Origin of the sequence: Daejeonella sp., assembly GCF_046590655.1 — a bacterium.
Taxonomy (GTDB): Bacteria; Bacteroidota; Bacteroidia; order Sphingobacteriales; family Sphingobacteriaceae; genus Daejeonella.
The window spans coordinates 15,569-32,478 of the sequence record NZ_JBKJUM010000042.1; the positions used below are offsets into that span (position 1 = coordinate 15,569).

The 16,910-nt window shown below is 41.9% G+C and carries 14 protein-coding genes; 11 read left to right on the forward strand and 3 right to left on the reverse strand.

Features of this window, described 5'->3' with window-relative positions; translation table 11 throughout:
• Positions 1 to 28: 28 nt before the first annotated feature.
• The 3 genes from ACLL8Z_RS04820 to ACLL8Z_RS04830 form a co-directional block, all read right to left on the reverse strand.
• Entirely contained in the window at positions 29 to 1,570 is a 1,542-nt protein-coding gene (locus ACLL8Z_RS04820; protein WP_411273630.1) for an FAD-dependent oxidoreductase, read from the reverse strand.
• A 64-nt stretch (positions 1,571 to 1,634) separates the two neighbouring features.
• Positions 1,635 to 2,246, reverse strand: a complete 612-nt coding sequence (locus ACLL8Z_RS04825) for an alpha-ketoglutarate-dependent dioxygenase AlkB family protein (protein ID WP_411273631.1) — start codon at positions 2,244 to 2,246, stop codon at positions 1,635 to 1,637.
• On the reverse strand, positions 2,246 to 3,094 hold the full coding sequence (locus tag ACLL8Z_RS04830; RefSeq protein ID WP_411273632.1) for a bifunctional helix-turn-helix domain-containing protein/methylated-DNA--[protein]-cysteine S-methyltransferase: 849 nt from the start codon (positions 3,092 to 3,094) through the stop codon (positions 2,246 to 2,248). The genes ACLL8Z_RS04825 and ACLL8Z_RS04830 overlap by 1 nt, the downstream gene beginning before the upstream one ends.
• Before the next feature lie 181 nt (positions 3,095 to 3,275).
• Here ACLL8Z_RS04830 and ACLL8Z_RS04835 point away from each other — a divergent pair, with 181 nt between their 5' ends.
• The 11 genes from ACLL8Z_RS04835 (at position 3,276) to ACLL8Z_RS04885 (ending at position 16,909) form a co-directional block, all read left to right on the forward strand.
• The gene (locus ACLL8Z_RS04835; RefSeq protein ID WP_411273633.1) at positions 3,276 to 3,821 is read left to right on the forward strand and encodes a ferritin-like domain-containing protein; all 546 of its coding nucleotides are present in this window, start codon (positions 3,276 to 3,278) and stop codon (positions 3,819 to 3,821) included.
• A gap of 210 nt (positions 3,822 to 4,031) precedes the next feature.
• Positions 4,032 to 4,406, forward strand: coding sequence for a transmembrane 220 family protein (locus tag ACLL8Z_RS04840; protein WP_411273634.1), 375 nt, complete (start codon positions 4,032 to 4,034; stop codon positions 4,404 to 4,406).
• Between the two features lie 114 nt (positions 4,407 to 4,520).
• Positions 4,521 to 5,378 carry an EboA domain-containing protein gene (locus ACLL8Z_RS04845; protein WP_411273635.1) on the forward strand — a complete coding sequence of 286 codons (858 nt, stop codon included), beginning with the start codon at positions 4,521 to 4,523 and terminating at the stop codon, positions 5,376 to 5,378.
• A 34-nt stretch (positions 5,379 to 5,412) separates the two neighbouring features.
• Positions 5,413 to 6,399 carry a TatD family hydrolase gene (locus ACLL8Z_RS04850; RefSeq protein WP_411273636.1) on the forward strand — a complete coding sequence of 329 codons (987 nt, stop codon included), beginning with the start codon at positions 5,413 to 5,415 and terminating at the stop codon, positions 6,397 to 6,399.
• A 1-nt stretch (position 6,400) separates the two neighbouring features.
• On the forward strand, positions 6,401 to 7,282 hold the full coding sequence (eboC, locus tag ACLL8Z_RS04855; protein ID WP_411273637.1) for a UbiA-like protein EboC: 882 nt from the start codon (positions 6,401 to 6,403) through the stop codon (positions 7,280 to 7,282).
• A gap of 64 nt (positions 7,283 to 7,346) precedes the next feature.
• A complete protein-coding gene (locus ACLL8Z_RS04860; protein WP_411273638.1) occupies positions 7,347 to 8,495 on the forward strand; it encodes a 3-dehydroquinate synthase in 1,149 nt (382 codons plus the stop codon).
• Entirely contained in the window at positions 8,492 to 9,709 is a 1,218-nt protein-coding gene (gene eboE, locus ACLL8Z_RS04865; RefSeq protein ID WP_411273639.1) for a metabolite traffic protein EboE, read from the forward strand. Before ACLL8Z_RS04860 ends, eboE begins: the two co-directional genes overlap by 4 nt.
• The gene (locus ACLL8Z_RS04870) at positions 9,702 to 11,075 is read left to right on the forward strand and encodes an alkaline phosphatase family protein (protein WP_411273640.1); all 1,374 of its coding nucleotides are present in this window, start codon (positions 9,702 to 9,704) and stop codon (positions 11,073 to 11,075) included. Before eboE ends, ACLL8Z_RS04870 begins: the two co-directional genes overlap by 8 nt.
• A 189-nt stretch (positions 11,076 to 11,264) precedes the next feature.
• Positions 11,265 to 12,536 carry an amidohydrolase/deacetylase family metallohydrolase gene (locus ACLL8Z_RS04875; RefSeq protein WP_411273641.1) on the forward strand — a complete coding sequence of 424 codons (1,272 nt, stop codon included), beginning with the start codon at positions 11,265 to 11,267 and terminating at the stop codon, positions 12,534 to 12,536.
• Positions 12,537 to 13,042: 506 nt separating this feature from the next.
• Complete coding sequence (locus tag ACLL8Z_RS04880) at positions 13,043 to 15,979, forward strand: Ig-like domain-containing protein (protein WP_411273642.1); 2,937 nt, start codon at positions 13,043 to 13,045, stop codon at positions 15,977 to 15,979.
• The gene (locus ACLL8Z_RS04885; protein WP_411273643.1) at positions 15,980 to 16,909 is read left to right on the forward strand and encodes a type IX secretion system membrane protein PorP/SprF; all 930 of its coding nucleotides are present in this window, start codon (positions 15,980 to 15,982) and stop codon (positions 16,907 to 16,909) included. It begins immediately after the preceding gene.
• Position 16,910: the final 1 nt, after the last annotated feature.

Consider the following 16,910-nt stretch of genomic DNA (forward strand, 5'->3'; position numbering starts at 1 on the left):
ATTTGAGTGAACTAGTTTTTGCCCTGTTCTATTCTAAATCAATCTTCGCCAAATCCCTCTCCGCCGGGCCATTGAGAACCCTGCCTTCAATATCATATCTGGCTCCGTGACAAGGACAATCCCAGCTTTTTTCTTCAGCATTCCAATTTACAATACAAGCAGCGTGAGTACAGACAGGATTCAAAGCATGTATTTTACCCTGTTCATCCCGATATGCTGCCACCTTTCTTCCGTCAAGTTTGATAACTTTTCCGGTCCCGGGCTTAAGCCGCTTCAATGAATCTGTTTCATGAACGGAGAGTCTGTCGGCGATAAAGTGGTAAACAACGTCAGCGTTTTCTTTGACAAATTCGGTAAAGCCATCTACCGGTTTTATGCGGCTGGGACTGAACAATTCTGCATAAGGATGTTGGTTCCCCAATATAGTGTCAGCAAGAATTTCTGCCGATACACTGCTGAGCATCATCCCATTGCCATTATAACCCGTGGCGCAATAAATTCCCGGCGCGTAGAATGGGATCTGTCCTACATAGGGCAAGCCATCTACCGGAATGTAATATTGCGACGACCATCTGTATTTAACAGAGGAAATATTGAAGTGCTTTCGCACATATTTTTCAAGATTGTCAAAAGCTTTTTCAGGATCATCGTGGCCGGTTTTGTGATCATTTCCTCCAATCAATAAAAGTTCTTCTCCTTCTATTTCATGTGTTCTGAAATAATGATAGGGATCCTGCATATCGTAAACAAGTGCGTTCGGATATGCCCCGCTTTTCAATTTAACCGCAAGAACATAACTGCGGTAGGGTGCACAACGAAAACTAAATATATTAATTCCGGGTGGAATATGAGTAGCATAAATAATGTTTTCAGATCTATAGATCTTCTTTCCTGAAACAGCTGAATGAATTCCGCCTACTGTTTTTATATCTTCAATTTTTGTCCCTTCTACAATAATACCCCCAGCCGTAATATACTCCTTAAGTAAAGATTGAATATATTTTAGCGGATGAAACTGGGCCTGGCCAGGTAGCAACACTGCTTTTTTGAAAGGTATAGGAACAGGAATTTTATCCACATAGGATATCGGAACATTAACATTCGCTGTTCCTTCGTAAAGATCCTCGAGTTGCTTTACTTGATCTTCATCCTCCGCATATACATAGCCGGGCTTTGTTTCAAAGTCGCACTGTACGTTATAGGATTCAATATTCTTCTGTATAATCTTAAAGCCGGAATTAATAGCTCCGGCGAATAACTTTGCACCGTCCTCTCCAAAAGCACTTTCTGCTTCTTTATAAGTGGTATCTGCAAAAGTATTTATGTGAGCACTTGTTCCTCCGGTGGTGCCAAAACCTGAGTTGTGCGCATCAACTATTATTACTTTCTTGCCTGCATTCCTGAGAGTAAGACCTGTTGTGATACCTGTAATTCCAGCTCCAATAACAATGCAGTCAAATATTTCTTCAGCCACCGGACCAAGGCTTTCTCGTTCGCTATCCAAATTCACTTGCCAAGGGCTCAAGTTTTCTCCATCTCTGCTAATTGATTGATTTTGTAAGGCTTTCATAAGATATTGTTTAAAAAGTATACAAAGAAATCGGCTGTAAAGTTTGAATTGTGAATCTCAACAGCTACCGCTCTGCGGCGACATAACTGCGAAACGTAAGATTAACCCGGGGCATCAGAACCCTTTTACTCTTTGGTAAACTGTGCAGCCAATTGGTTTGGGTAGTACCCTTCATCAGCAACAAGCTCCCGCTCTCCAAAATAATTGACACACTGTTTTTTGTTCCCTTATGTTTTAACACGAACTTTCTCTCAGCTCCAAAACTTATTGATGCAATTGCAGTATCCTTTCCAAGAGCTTTTTCGTCGTCGCTATGCCAGGCCATGCCCTCACCTCCGTTGTGGTACAAATTAAGGAGGCAGGAATTAAATTTAGCACCGCAAAGTTTTTCAGCCAGGCCCTTTAATTCCAATAGTTCAGGTGTCCAGGGAAGTGAATGCCTGGTCGTGTTTGAATAGGTATATGAATAGTTATCGTCGCCATACCAGGCAACTTTACGCTTCGTAATAATGTGTCTGCCAAATATTCTAGCCTCGTCATTCTTCCAGGGAATAGTATCAAGCAGCACTTTCAGATATATGAGCGCATTTTCTTTGTTCATGATTTTTCCAAAGTAAATTACTTTTCCATCATATGGAAGCAGATTTGCCTGAATATTGGTATCGAAAAGGTCCATTAGTTATCTGTATTTATTCGGGCTGCTTCCCAACCTATGATAGCACTCTTACGGGTAAGACCCCACATATACCCACCCGGTGCACCGCCAGCCTGTATAACCCGATGACAAGGAATTAAAAATGCTACCGGGTTTTGCCCAATGGCTGTTCCAACAGCTCTTGAAGCGCTCGGGTTTTTAATATTATTTGCAATGGTTGCATAGCTTGTTAGTTTCCCCATCGGAATCTTAAGAAGTGTTTCCCAAACCTTTAGCTGAAAAGCTGTCCCTTTAAGATGTAGTTTAATCTGGTTTAACTTAGTCCAGTCCTGGTTAAAGACGTAGAGTGCATTTTGCTGTATAACATCCATGAAATGCCGTAGTGTTGCATTTGGGAAACGCCCTATTAATTCAGTGAATGACTGTGATTCATTATCAGAAAAAGACATGTGGCAAATCCCTTTTGAAGTTGAAGCAACAAGTAGATTTCCAAAAGGACATTCCGCATAACTATAGTTAATGTTAAGTTCTGCACCACCATTTTTATACTCTCCAGGAGTCATACCCTCGATCTTTATAAATAAGTCGTGAAGCCTGCCGGTGCCTGACAGCCCCGCTTCATACGCTGCATCAAAAAGAGATGCTTGCCTGTCCCTCAAAATATCTTTTGCATATTCAACACTTATATACTGAAGGAATTTTTTCGGGCTTACGCCTGCCCAGTCGGTAAACAAGCGTTGAAAATGAAAGGGGCTCAAATGTACTATTTCTGCCAACTCATTGAGACTGGGCTGGTTCCGGAAATTGAGCCTGATATAGTCAATCGCTTCTGCAATTCTTGAATAGTTAAGTTGATTGGAGGTAGTCATCGCCTGTATTTTGTAAAGCAAAGTTAAAAGGTTCGACAGCTTTCTGAAACCCGAAAGTTGCTCAATTTAACAAACTAAAGGTTTTATACGTGACTGGTGTTATTTATACTCTTTTTGAAATTCATGTAAACCTTTCGAAAAAAAGAGTGTTAAAACTTTACAACATCAAACAAAATTAATCATGAAACAGCAAAGCAAAGCAATGACACCTGCTGACAGAGAAAAAGATAAGTCAGCTTTATTGAAACTTTTCACAGACGAAGTGAAAGATATTTATTGGGCTGAAAAACACCTTTTAAAGGCCCTGCCGAAAATGGCTAAAGGTGCGACTTCTGAAGAATTGACAGGGGCTATAGAAAAACACATTGGTGAAACTGATGTACACATCCAACGTTTAGAAGAAGTTTTCGGACTTTTGGGGATCCAACCACAAGCAAAAAAATGCGATGCCATGGCCGGACTTATTGAAGAAGGACAAGGCATATTAGAAGATACTGAAGAGGGAACGATGACCCGTGATGCTGGTATCATTTCTGCAGCGCAAAAAGTAGAACATTATGAGATAGCTACTTATGGTACTCTTCGTGTTCTGGCGAATACATTAGGATTAACTGATGCTGCTAAATTATTGGAAACTACACTTGAAGAAGAAAAAACTACAGATGTTGGTCTCACAATAATTGCAGAAGGTTTTGTTAATGAAGCTGCTGCACAGGAAGTGGAGTAGTAAACTAACATTTGTTTTTATAGAAAGGCCGTACTTTTTAAGTATGGCTTTTTTTATTGATATTGGTTTTCTGTTACCTGTTACCCGTTCCCAGGCTGGACGGACTAAACGATTTGACTGGCAGCTGGTAACTGGCAACTGATAGCTGATTGCAACGTCACATCAGATACCGAACATTTTCTGTTATCTTTACCTCAAGTCCAATATCCCATGTTCCTCATCATCCTAAACATCACCTTCTGCCTTTCATTTCTGCTCTTTGCCTGGTTCAATCTGAATGACAAAGACTCATGGCTTTGGGTGCCGATATACCTTGCTGCATCAATGTGCTGTGCCCTGGCTGCATATGGGTCATTTTATCCGATGGTCTATCTTTTGCTAAGCGCCTTTTATATCAGTTACGCAACTATTTTATTTTTCTCGAAAGATGGGGTACGCGATTGGATCGTGAAATATAAGCAACCGAGTATTACAGAAAGTATGCAAGCAACAAAGCCTTATATTGAAAATACGAGGGAATTTTTCGGCCTTCTTATCATTACTGCCGCTCTGGCAATCAATTATTTTTCATCCCCGGGAATTTAAGCATTAATATTTCTGTTACAGTGCCGGATCCTTCAAGTTCTGTTCAGATTGTTAATAGTTTTTGGTAATTTTCCCAAGTTAAATTGCTTGACACGGGATAATTCTATAACAGACATGTTTGATTACGATGCAGAAAGATTGCGGGCCGTTATACTCGAGATTACCCGTTCAAATATTTCTTCTGAAGCCTGGGCCTGGCTTGAGGAAAAACTGGATTTAACGGAAATTTCCGCTATAAACACAGTATTTTCTTTGATGCCGAGGAAAACCGGCAAGGAAATTATCAACATTACTCCCTCAGAAGAGATGATTATTGAGGAGATCAAACCAGGCTGGTCACTTAATGGGTGGGCAACAGACCGTCTTTGCCGTGTTTGTTTTTTGATGCACCTAGATTCCGATGAAAAAAATAGATATTTCAAAACTATAGAAGATCTTTTTCTAGCAGCAGAAATGACTGAATTAGTTGCTCTTTACTCGTCGCTTCCGGTCCTGGCTCTACCGGAGATTTGGAAGATGAGATGTGCCGAAGGCATTCGCAGTAATATTGGAACTGTATTGGAAGCAATAATGTATGAGAATCCGTATGCTGCTGCTCATCTCGATGAAAAAGCATGGAACCAATTAGTGATGAAAGCATTTTTCACAGATAAAAATGTTAACAGGATTTACGGGTACGATGCGCGTGCTAATGCAGAACTTGCGCTCATCCTTTCAGACTACGCTCATGAACGATGGGCTGCAGGACGAAGTGTGAATCCTTTGTTATGGAGATCTACCGCTAAGTTTATTGATTCTCGCCTAAAAAAGGATCTGGAGAAAGCACTATCGGAAGGAAATCTAAAAGAACAACAGGCTGCAGCACTCACTATTTTCCATTCCAATTCGGCCGAGGCGAAAGAACTTTTGAAGAATTTTAGCGAGCTGGTTTCTGCAATTGAGAAAAATGAATTAACCTGGAATCAGGTCTAAGCTGGATCAACAAATACATTAAAAAACATTTATCATGTGCTGCACCCATTCATTTGAAGATCGAAAACCAGTCGCTGGCGAGGCTGAAAAATTAGACCTGGATATCATAAAAGGGATGAAGTTTTTTGATCCGCATGTTCACATGTCATCACGTACGACAGACGATTATCAGGCTATGGCCGATGCCGGAATTCTGGCAGTGATTGAGCCGGCTTTCTGGTTGGGTCAACCCCGGACCGGCATTGACAGTTTCAGGGATTATTACAGCAGCTTGATTGGTTGGGAAAGGTTCCGCTCATCTCAGTTTGGGATCAAACACTATTGCACCATCGGACTAAATTCGCGTGAAGCCAATAATGAAAAACTAGCTGAAGAAGTGATGGAGCTGCTTCCACTATTCATTTACAAAGAGGGAGTAGTGGGAATAGGAGAAATTGGCTTTGACGATCAAACGGCCGCAGAAGAAAAATACTACCGGGCTCAGCTGGAGCTGGCAAAAGAATCCGGGCTTCCCGTACAGATTCATACACCACATCGCGATAAGAAAAGAGGTACGCAGCGAAGTATGGACATCGCGATTGAACATGGCCTCGATCCGTTCAAAGTGATAGTTGACCATAACAATGAGGAAACGGTAAAAGAAGTTCTTGACAGAGGTTTTTGGGCAGCTTTTACAATTTATCCCTTCACAAAAATGGGGAATGAACGTATGGTTGAGCTAGCTAAACAATACGGCCCGGAGCGTATAATGATTAATTCAGCTGCCGATTGGGGAATAAGCGATCCCCTTGCCGTACCCAAGACCGCTGCGCTTATGAAGATTAAAGGGATCAGTGATGAAGCAATAAAGCTGATCACTTATTCAAATGCGATTACAGCGTTTGCTCAAAGCGGGCAAATTGATGAAAAAGACTTCGCCAGCCTTGGTAGCGTTGACCAAAGCCAGAAGTTTGAAGGTAATACAGTATTGCGTGGCGGGCAACAGCCCAGAACTGATAAATCATCAATTATTATAAGTTAAGTTGGGCAAAATCAACACTTATCTGCGTCTGGTGCGCCCTGCAAATGTCGTAACTTCAGTGGCTGATGTCCTGGCTGGTATTGCTATATCCGGTTATTTTCTAAACGGTAACATAAATTACAGTTCAGTTTTTCTTTTATGCCTGTCCACCTCAGGATTGTATGCAGGCGGTATTGTTTTCAACGACATTTTTGATGCCGAATTAGATAAGATTGAACGTCCGGAGAGAGCAATTCCGAGCGGTGCCATTCGTATGGGCGAAGCTGTTATCCTTGGATTTCTGTTACTGATCATGGGAATAGCCGCTGCTTTTTATGTTAGCTTATTCTCCGGGATGATTGCTCTGGGTATTGCAATAGCTGCGCTTATCTACGATAAATTCAGTAAACATGACTCGTTTCTTGGACCCTTGAATATGGGCCTGTGCCGGGGGATGAACCTTTGGCTGGGATTGGGTATCCTTTCGTATAGCTTCAATCAATGGCAGATTTTAGGTATGATACCCCTAATATATATCTTCTCAATCACGATGATTAGTCAGGGCGAGGTTCACGGCGGCAAAGTGAGAAACCTTTATATAGGAGGCTTCCTTTATCTTATTGTTATCTGCTTTATCCTAACGGTTGCACGAATAAAAGATAATCTTCTTCTATCTCTAATTTTTTTACTGCCATTTGCTTTTATGATTCTATCCCCCTTAGTAAAGGCAATTGAAGATCCTGTGGGCAAAAATATCGGAAAAGCTGTTAAAGCAGGGGTAGTTTCGCTGATTTTGATGGATGCAGCATGGGCAGCCACGTTTGGCTCAATATATGCCGCAATGGCTATTGCTTGCCTTTTGCCTATATCAATTTGGCTGAGTAAACGTTTTGCTGTTACTTAGTGGACAATTATTTACTCTTTAATTTATATTCATCCGATAATGCCCGGCTCTGATCCGCAATAATATGGAACACCTTAAACAGTCATTTACTGTAAAATTCGAGTATAAAGTATTTTTTACTACCGCTCTTTTTGATATTTCTAATAAGCTTTTTAGTGACTTTCTAAGTAACACTGGCGCGCCCGACATTCCGCGGAAAATACTTTTTGTCCTTGATAAGGGCGTGGTGGATGCAAGTACAGATGTTATAGATCGATTGAAGAATTATTTTGCGATTAACAAATCTGTGCAGCTTATCCAGGAATTCATAATTGTGCCGGGTGGCGAGAAAGTAAAAAATGACACTAGATTTTTTGATGAGATCCTTGAAGCGGTGAACACTTACAAGGTCGACAGGCATTCCTATATCGCTGCAATTGGGGGTGGTTCTGTCCTTGATCTGGTAGGTTATGCTGCTGCTGTGTCACACCGGGGCATAAAGCATATTCGTATCCCCACTACTGTCCTTTCACAAAATGATTCGGGAGTAGGAGTTAAGAATGGGATTAATTATTTTGATAAAAAGAACTTCCTGGGCACATTCGCTCCTCCGGTGGCAGTTTTTAACGATGAGCTTTATTTGAAAACCCTCAGCGACCGTGACTGGCGTTCCGGGATCTCCGAAGCAATAAAAGTCGCATTAATTAAAGACCCCGTATTTTTTGCCTGGCTGGAAGATAACGCCACAGCACTTGTGTCGCGTGATCTTAAAACAATGAATTACCTGGTCCACCGGTGTGCTGAACTTCACATGCAGCATATTGCCGGTCGCGATCCCTTTGAAAGTGGATCATCAAGACCTTTGGATTTCGGACATTGGAGTGCTCATAAGCTTGAACAGCTTTCAAATTTCGAGGTTTTACACGGTGAAGCTGTGGCAATGGGAATGGCTCTTGACACGGTCTATTCAAATCTCTGCGGGCGTTTGCCGGATGATGAAACCGACAGGGTAATTGCCTTACTTAAAGTGATTGGCTTTGAATTAACTCACCCGTTGATGGAAGTTGAAGAAGAAGACAGCGCAATATTACGCGGTTTGGAGGAATTTCGTGAACACCTTGGCGGGAGGCTTACTATCATGCTGCTCGATAAAATTGGCACCGGAACTGAAGTTAATGAGATAGATATTGAATTGCTAAAAGAAGCCGGACAGAAACTTAAGACTTATCAATGAAAATAGCAGCCGGTCATTTTACGTATTGCACGAATATTCATGCAGGAGAATCATGGACCGATCATTTTGAGTCTCTGAAAGAAAAATTCCCTCTGATAAAAGCTGAGGTCTCCCGGGATCAGCCCATGGGAATTGGCTTAAGGTTATCAAATAAGGCTAGTAAAGATCTTCAGGATTATGTGAAGCTCGAAGAGTTTCAGCTTTGGATGAAGGAAAATGATGCTTATGTATTTACTATGAATGGCTTCCCTTACGGGGATTTTCACCATGCTATAGTAAAAGATCAGGTGCATACACCGGATTGGACTACCGCTGAGAGACTAGAATACACCTTAAGATTGTTTGAAATACTTGCCGAACTTCTGCCTGATGGTATAGATGGGGGCGTCTCTACTTCCCCGCTGAGCTACAGGCATTGGTATTCTTCCGACGTGGATTCGCGCAAGGCAATGCACCTGGCCACGGGGAATATGATTTCCATTTTAGAGCACTTGTTTCTGTACAAGAAAAATCGTGGCCTTGTAATGCACCTTGATATTGAACCAGAACCGGACGGTTTGCTTGAAACAGGACGCGAATTTATTGATTGGTATCAAGGCATGCTTGTCCCCATGGCTTTGAAAGAGCTTTCTACGAAGCACAATCTCAGTAATGAGGACGCACTAGAAGCAATAAGAGAGCATATACGCCTTTGTTACGATGTTTGTCATTTTGCTATCGGCTATGAGCCGCATCATGAGATACTCGCTGAGCTTAGCAATTGTGGAATCAAGGTAGGGAAGATCCAGATTAGTGCGGCATTAAAGTCCGACTTGCCTCCTGAGCCTGAATCGAGGACGCTTATTTCTGAAGCATTCTTCAGTTTCGTTGAACCTACATACCTTCACCAGGTGGTAGCCAGGAAAACGGATGGTGAATTGATCCGTTATTGTGACCTGCCCGACGCTTTAACGGATATACAAAATCCGGAAGTTGAAGAGTGGCGTGCGCATTTTCATGTTCCTGTGTTCCTGAAAGATTTGGGCTTTCTGGAATCCACACAGTCTGACATAACAGAGGTTTTAAACATACAATGTGCGACACCATTTACGAATCATCTTGAAGTTGAAACTTATACCTGGGAAGTTTTACCCGATATATTAAAAATGCCAATAGAGTTATCGATTAGCAGGGAGCTAAACTGGGTTAAAGAAGTTTTTAGAAAAAATGAATAAAACAGTTGTTATCGACGTAGTCGGGCTATCTTCTTCATTAATTGGCGAACATACTCCCTTTTTGAAAGGATATATTGCCAGGAAAAATATGGTCAATATACAGCCGGTTTTACCTGCAGTAACCACTTCTGCCCAATCGACATATCTTACAGGAAAATGGCCTTCTGCGACTGGTATTGTTGGTAATGGCTGGTACGATCACGCCGATTGCGAGATTAAATTCTGGAAACAGTCAAATAAACTTGTTGGAGGCGAGAAGATCTGGGAGAAAGCAAAAAAGGAGGATCCTTCTTTTACCTGCGCAAAGATGTTCTGGTGGTACAATATGTATTCAACGGCAGATTATGCAGTCACCCCCCGGCCAAATTACCTTGCTGACGGCAGAAAAATGCCCGACTGTTATTCTCAGCCTGCTGAATTAAGAGACATCCTTCAGGAAAAGCTCGGGACTTTTCCCTTGTTCCAGTTTTGGGGTCCGGGAGCTAATATCAAATCAACACAGTGGATAGCAGATGCCTCCATACTGACGGATGAGTTGTATGATCCGACGCTTACGCTGATCTATCTTCCGCATCTGGATTATTGTCTTCAAAAATTTGGTCCTGATCTTTCCTTAATCCATAAAGAGTTAAATGAGATCGATGAAGTAATCAAAAAGCTTGTTATGTTTTACGAAGGACGGGGTGCCGGCATTGTAATTCTATCCGAATATGGAATATCGCCTGTTCATAATCCTATTCATATAAATAGGATATTCCGCAAAAAGGATATGCTAAATATCCGAATAGAAAGGGGACTTGAACTACTGGATGCAGGCGCATCAAAAGCATTCGTTGTGGCTGATCACCAGATCGCACACGTTTATGTAAACGATAAATCCGTTGAAGATGAAGTTAGGGCTTTACTGGAAAAAGTGCCTGGAATAGAACTTGTTCTAAACAAGGAAGAACAGAAGCCGTATCATATTGATCACGAACGTTCGGGCGACTTCGTAATAATGGCTGACAAAGATAGCTGGTTCACTTACTATTTTTGGCAGGATGATGCAAAAGCTCCTGACTTTGCTCGCTGCGTTGACATTCATAAGAAGCCCGGATATGATCCCGTTGAAATGTTTATGAGCTCGAAGCTGAGAGCGGGATACAAATTATTGAAGAAGAAGGCTGGCTTCCGCTATGTTATGGATGTTATCCCCTTGGATGCTGCGCTTATTAAAGGTTCACATGGCCGCATCGGAGTGGAGAAGGAGTATCAGCCAGTTTTGATCTCTGATATGCAGTTCGGGTCTGATGAACTCGCACCTACGGAAATATTTGATGTGCTCTGGTCTGTTTTGAAGTATGAAGCAAAGGAGCAAGCCTTGTAAGGCTGACCAATATCTTGCAAATGCTTTTTTCATATTTATGGAATTTCTCTTATTTTAGCATATCATTGCCATAGTACCGTGAAACCACAATTTAAAGAGCTTCCGGGCATTGTTAAACGTCTTTTCGATAACATTTAGGGCTTCTTATCTAAACACCCACAGTTACATTTCATCCTTTAGTTCATGAAGATGCAAAAATTAATATTTCTATTTTTCTGTTTGGTCAGCATAAATGTAGCAGCTCAGGCACCGCAAGCCAGTTATGCTATCATTATAAAAGGAGGGCGTGTAATTGACCCTAAAAATAATACTGACGGAGTTATGGATGTTGCAATTGATAAGGAGGGCAAAATTGCGTTGGTGTCAAAAAATATCGATCCTAAAACTGCTACCCGGTTGGTAAATGCGAAAGGTTTGATTGTGACCCCGGGTATCATTGATATGCATACACACAATTTCGCTGGTGTTGAACATGACAGATATTTGAGAAATAGTTATTATGCAAATATGCCTGACGGGTTTACGTTTCGCGTAGGCGTAACAACTGTAGTAGACGCAGGAAGTGCCGGTTGGAAAACATTCGAGAAGTTTAAAGATCAAACAATAGACAGGTCACGAACGCGGGTACTTTCGTTCCTTAATATTGTAGGTGAAGGAATGCCGGGTGGTGCGTTCGAGCAGAATAACGATGATATGGATGCACATAAATCAGCTGAAATGGCGATGAAATATCCAAAGCTGATCGTGGGATTTAAAGTCGCTCATTATAATAAGCCCGACTGGGTGCCTATTGATCGTGCGATTGAAGCAGGCAAAATGTCGGGAAACTTACCAATAATTGTTGACTTTGGAGGAGGCGGTTTGTCGCTTGAAGAATTGACGATTACGAAATTTCGCCCTGGCGATATCTATACTCACGCCTATGGCGGGGGCGGCGCCGGCCGTGAAGCAATAACTGATCCGGTAACCAAACAGTTGCGTCCATTCGTTTTTGAATCACAAAAAAGAGGCGTCATTTGGGATGTCGGTCATGGTGCTGCCAGCTTCTCGTTCGAACATGCCATACCAGCCAGCAAAGCAGGTTTCTGGCCGGATGTTATTAGTACGGATCATCATGGGGGCAGCATGAATTCAGCAATGAAGGACATCCTTAACGTAATGAACAAAATGAGGGCGCTTGGAATGAGTGTCCCGGCGACTATTAATTCAGTTACCTGGAAGCCCGCGCAGGTCATTCATCATGAGGAATTGGGAAACCTGTCGGTTGGTTCAGAGGGTGATGTTACAGTTCTTCGTCTGCGTAAAGGAAAATTTGGAGTTTACGATCAAATGGGCCAGAAGGTACCTGCTAAACAAAGATTTGAATGTGAAGTTACTATTAAAAGCGGTCGTGTATTTTACGACCTTAACGGGTTAACTACGCCAATACCGAGAGTGGCAGGGGGGCTTCCGGCACTTTAATAGTATCATGAATCAAGAATCAGTGCTGTCCGGTAAAAAAAATGACTGTGCTGATTATATGGGTTTTGTCCAAATAGAACTTATTTTTGCTCTCATTATTTTTTGCAACCCCTGGTTATGTCTTAAACAGAGTTAATTGATAATCCGGGACTTTTTCCTGGTAATGATTGGTTCGGCCCGGTTTTTTGAAGGCACCATTATTGACTGATCCGCGTTTGACTCAACAAGAACTAAGTAAACGGAATTAACTTTTGTTAGAGCGATTTTTAATGAGGAAAATATTACCCGATTAGGGGTACGTTTTCTACGAAAATGCAATTTTATTTCGATCTTTTTTATACAAATGGAGCCCTTGATACTACAGGAGGCAATTAAATTTTCTTGACTGAAGTGGCTTAGTATTTGACAATTTATGCAGGAGGAGGAGGGTTTCTAGTGCATCTAAAAGAAGAAAGTTGAAATGCTGAGGGGGAGCTAAGGGGCTTATAAATCTGCTGAAAAGTTTTATGAGAATTATTGTCACTTTTATAATTTCCTCGATATTCGGTTTGTTATCGGCCTCTGCACAGTTTGAAGGGATAAAATTTACAGCTGAATTAAAGAACGCGATTTCCCATTCGGAGGCAAATGATTTTCTCCGTCTGACTGATACAGAAGAAGCGGTTGCTCATGAAATAATACGAGCAAATAATAGCCCGCCAGTTGCTGTTAACGATGCCGCGAGGACAGAAACTAATACGGCAATTACATTCAGTATTGTAGAAAATGATAGCGATCCCGATGGGAATGCTACTTTAGACTTAACATCCATCGATATAGACCCGGGTGCGGGAACCCAAAGTACGTTTACAGTTGCTGGACAGGGCACATACGTAGCCAATAATAATGGTACAATCACATTTACGCCTGTTACCTCATTTCAAACCGGGCAATTTACTGCAACTCCAATCTCTTACACAATAAAAGATAATACAGGACTTTCCAGTAATTCAGCAACTATCACTATGATGGTGAATCCAAAGACCGCTCCTGTCGCAAATCCTGACCAGGCAAGTACGCTTGAGGACACCAATGTAACTTTTAATTTGATCGTTAATGACACTGATCTTAATGGGAACAATACTATTGATATCGCCAGTGTTGACATGGATCCAGCCGCTGCAGGGCGCCAAATTTCATTTACCGTTACCGGGCAGGGTACTTATACAGTTAATAATTCCGGGGTGCTTACATTGGTACCTGTCCCAAATTACAATAGTGGATCAGGTACTGCAACTTCCATTTTTTATACTGTTGCAGACAGAGACGGCTTCCGGAGTAGTCCAGCCCCGATAACAGTAACCGTAACTGCAGTACCTGATTCACCGGTGGCTGTTGCTGATGTGGCTGTAACAAACGAAGACAACTCAATTACCTTTAGCCTTATCGCTAATGACACAGATGCCGACGGAAATAATACAATAAATCCTTCAAGTATCGATTTTGATCCCGGTACTGGTGTTTTAACGGTCTTGAGTGTCATTAATGAGGGTACTTACTCTGCGCTCTCGAATGGTACCATCACTTATACGCCAGTGGCCAACTACAATAGTGGCACGTCGAACGCCACACCAATCACCTATACAATCCGTGATAATTCCGGTCTTGTAAGCAATTCAGCACAGATTACCATAAGCGTAATACCGGTAAATGATCCTCCGTCCGTATCTAATATTTCAAAGTCAGGAAACCAGGGGCAAATAATAGTTTTTATGGCAATTGATTTCAAAACTAAATTCACAGATCCTGAAAATTCGGCCTTGAGTAAGATTAGGGTTGTTAATCTCCCTCTTAATGGTAGCTTAAAACTATTAGGATCTGCTGTAACAGCAGGACAGGAAATTGACGCTGCCAGCCTTGACGCACTTACCTTTTCGCCGCTTCCGGGGTGGAATGGTATCACCAATTTTGGCTGGAATGGAAATGACGGCACAATATATTCGACTGCTAATGCACTGGTTGTTATCACTGTCGCGCCTGTTAATCAACCGCCGATAGTTTCCGAAGTGATAAAAAATCATACCGATACCCAGCCCCTTATTTTTGTAGCGCTTGATTTTACAAATAAGTTCGCTGATCCGGAAAGCAGTGTCTTGGCGAAAATCCAAATAGTTAGCCTGCCTACTGGCGGTACGCTCAGACTATCCGGCACTAATATAACTGCGGGCCAGGAAATTCCCTTGGGAAGCATTACGGGTATTACTTATTTACCTGATCCGGGACAAGCTGGGGTATTCAGTTTCAAATGGAATGGGTCTGATGGGACACAATATGCACTGGTTTCATCAACTGTGACTATAAATATAGTAATTTCAAACAGGCCGCCCCTTGTAAACGACATAACTAAAAGCAGTACAGGTGTTACTCCGGTTTCTTTTGCTATAAGCGATTTTACCTCCAGATTCAGCGACCCCGAAAATAATTCTTTAATCAAAATTAAGGTGCTGACCCTTCCCGCCAACGGAATACTAAGCTTCAATGGTGTGAGTGTGATAGCCGCTCAGGAAATCAATCTTGCCGATCTGGCAAAGCTATCTTTTAAGCCGATAGCCAACTGGGGTGGTATGACTACATTTGCCTGGAATGGTCACGATGGCAACCAGTATGCGGTAAATTCTGCTAATGTTATTATTAGTATTTTGCTGCCCACAGATCCAAACGCCAAGATTGGTGCAGCCAAAATGCTTCATTTAGTTTCATACGGCACTAACGGATCTTATGACGTCAAATTCCTCTTTACACTAGTTAATTATGGATCTAATGGTCTGGAGAAAATAAGCCTTCAGGACGATTTATCTCAAGCTTTTAGCGGCACAACATTTAGTATAAAAAATTTGACGGCACATGGAAACCTCAGAGCTAACCCCTTATACAATGGTAGTTCCAATACAGAACTATTGCTGCCTTCAAGTATTTTAACAGGTGGTGAACAAAGTCAGGTGGAAATGGATATCAGCGTTCGTTTAGTCACACGCGCAGGATTATTTTATAATTATGCTTTTGCGGAGGGAAGTTCCGTAATAACTGCCGCAAAAGTTCAGGACAGATCAACGGATGGCTTGAAACCTGATCCTGTTGTAGTTGGCGACGTGAGTTTGTCAGAAATAACTCCGATAGAGCTGGCCTCGCGACCTACCTTCATTCCTGAAGGGTTTACACCAAATAACGACGGCATAAACGACGTTTTGGCTATAGAGAATACACTTGGTCAGAAGATATCGATTGAGGTATTTAATAGGTGGGGGAACCGTGTTTATCGGGCAGTGGACTACAAAAATGATTGGGCTGGGCGTTGTACCGAAGGAATATACACGGGTCAGGATATTCCGGACGGTACCTACTTCTACGTGGTTATGGTGGAAAATAAAGATAAATTTGCTGGGAGTTTAACGGTTCAGCGGTAAATGAGAGGCTTTATCATATATTCAATCGTAGTCTCGGTGCTGTCCTTTTTGACTTCCGGTTTTGTCAATGCACAACAAAAGCCAATGTATTCTCAATATGTTTTTAATACTTTGGCATACAATCCTGCCTATGCAGGAAGCAGAAACATTGTATCAGTAAGCGCATTATACAGGAATCAATGGGTAGGGATACAGGGCGCTCCGAAGACCGGAACCTTGACAGCAGATGCGCCATTTTCAAATGGTCGTATCGGGTTGGGGGTTCAGCTTATAAGTGACGAACTGGGCGTAACCAAGACTACGGGTGGGGCCATGAGTGCAGCATATCAAATTACATTTAATAATGATGCGAAACTCTCATTAGGGTTGCAGGGGAGCATTAGTAATTTCAGGGCTAACTTTACTTCGCTCAACCTTAAAGCGGGCGGAGGGGGGAATGACCCCGTTTATCAACAGGACATAAACACGATTCTTTATAACTTCGGTTCGGGGATATATTTTTCAACTGAAAGACTATATTTTGGAGTTTCAGTTTTGGATATGTTAAATAATCGCCTGAGGTCCAATTCATCCAATGCAAGGCAAGTGGGCCATGCTTATATTGCCACTGGTTATGTTTTCCCATTGAGTGATGATTTTAATTTGAAGACGGCAGCTCTTGTAAAGGGAGTGATTGGAGCGCCTATACAGGCTGACTTTAACCTTACGCTGTGGATAAAAAATGTGTTAGCGCTGGGGGTTGAATATAGAACCAGTTCGGATATAGCCGCTTCTATGGAATTAAAAATTACTCAAAACATAGGATTAGGATATGCGTACGATCGAAGTACCACTAGTTTGAAGAGTTTTAACACAGGAAGCCACGAGTTTATGATAAGATATATATTTTCGTTTGACCAAAACAATTCCTTATCACCAAGATATTTTTAAG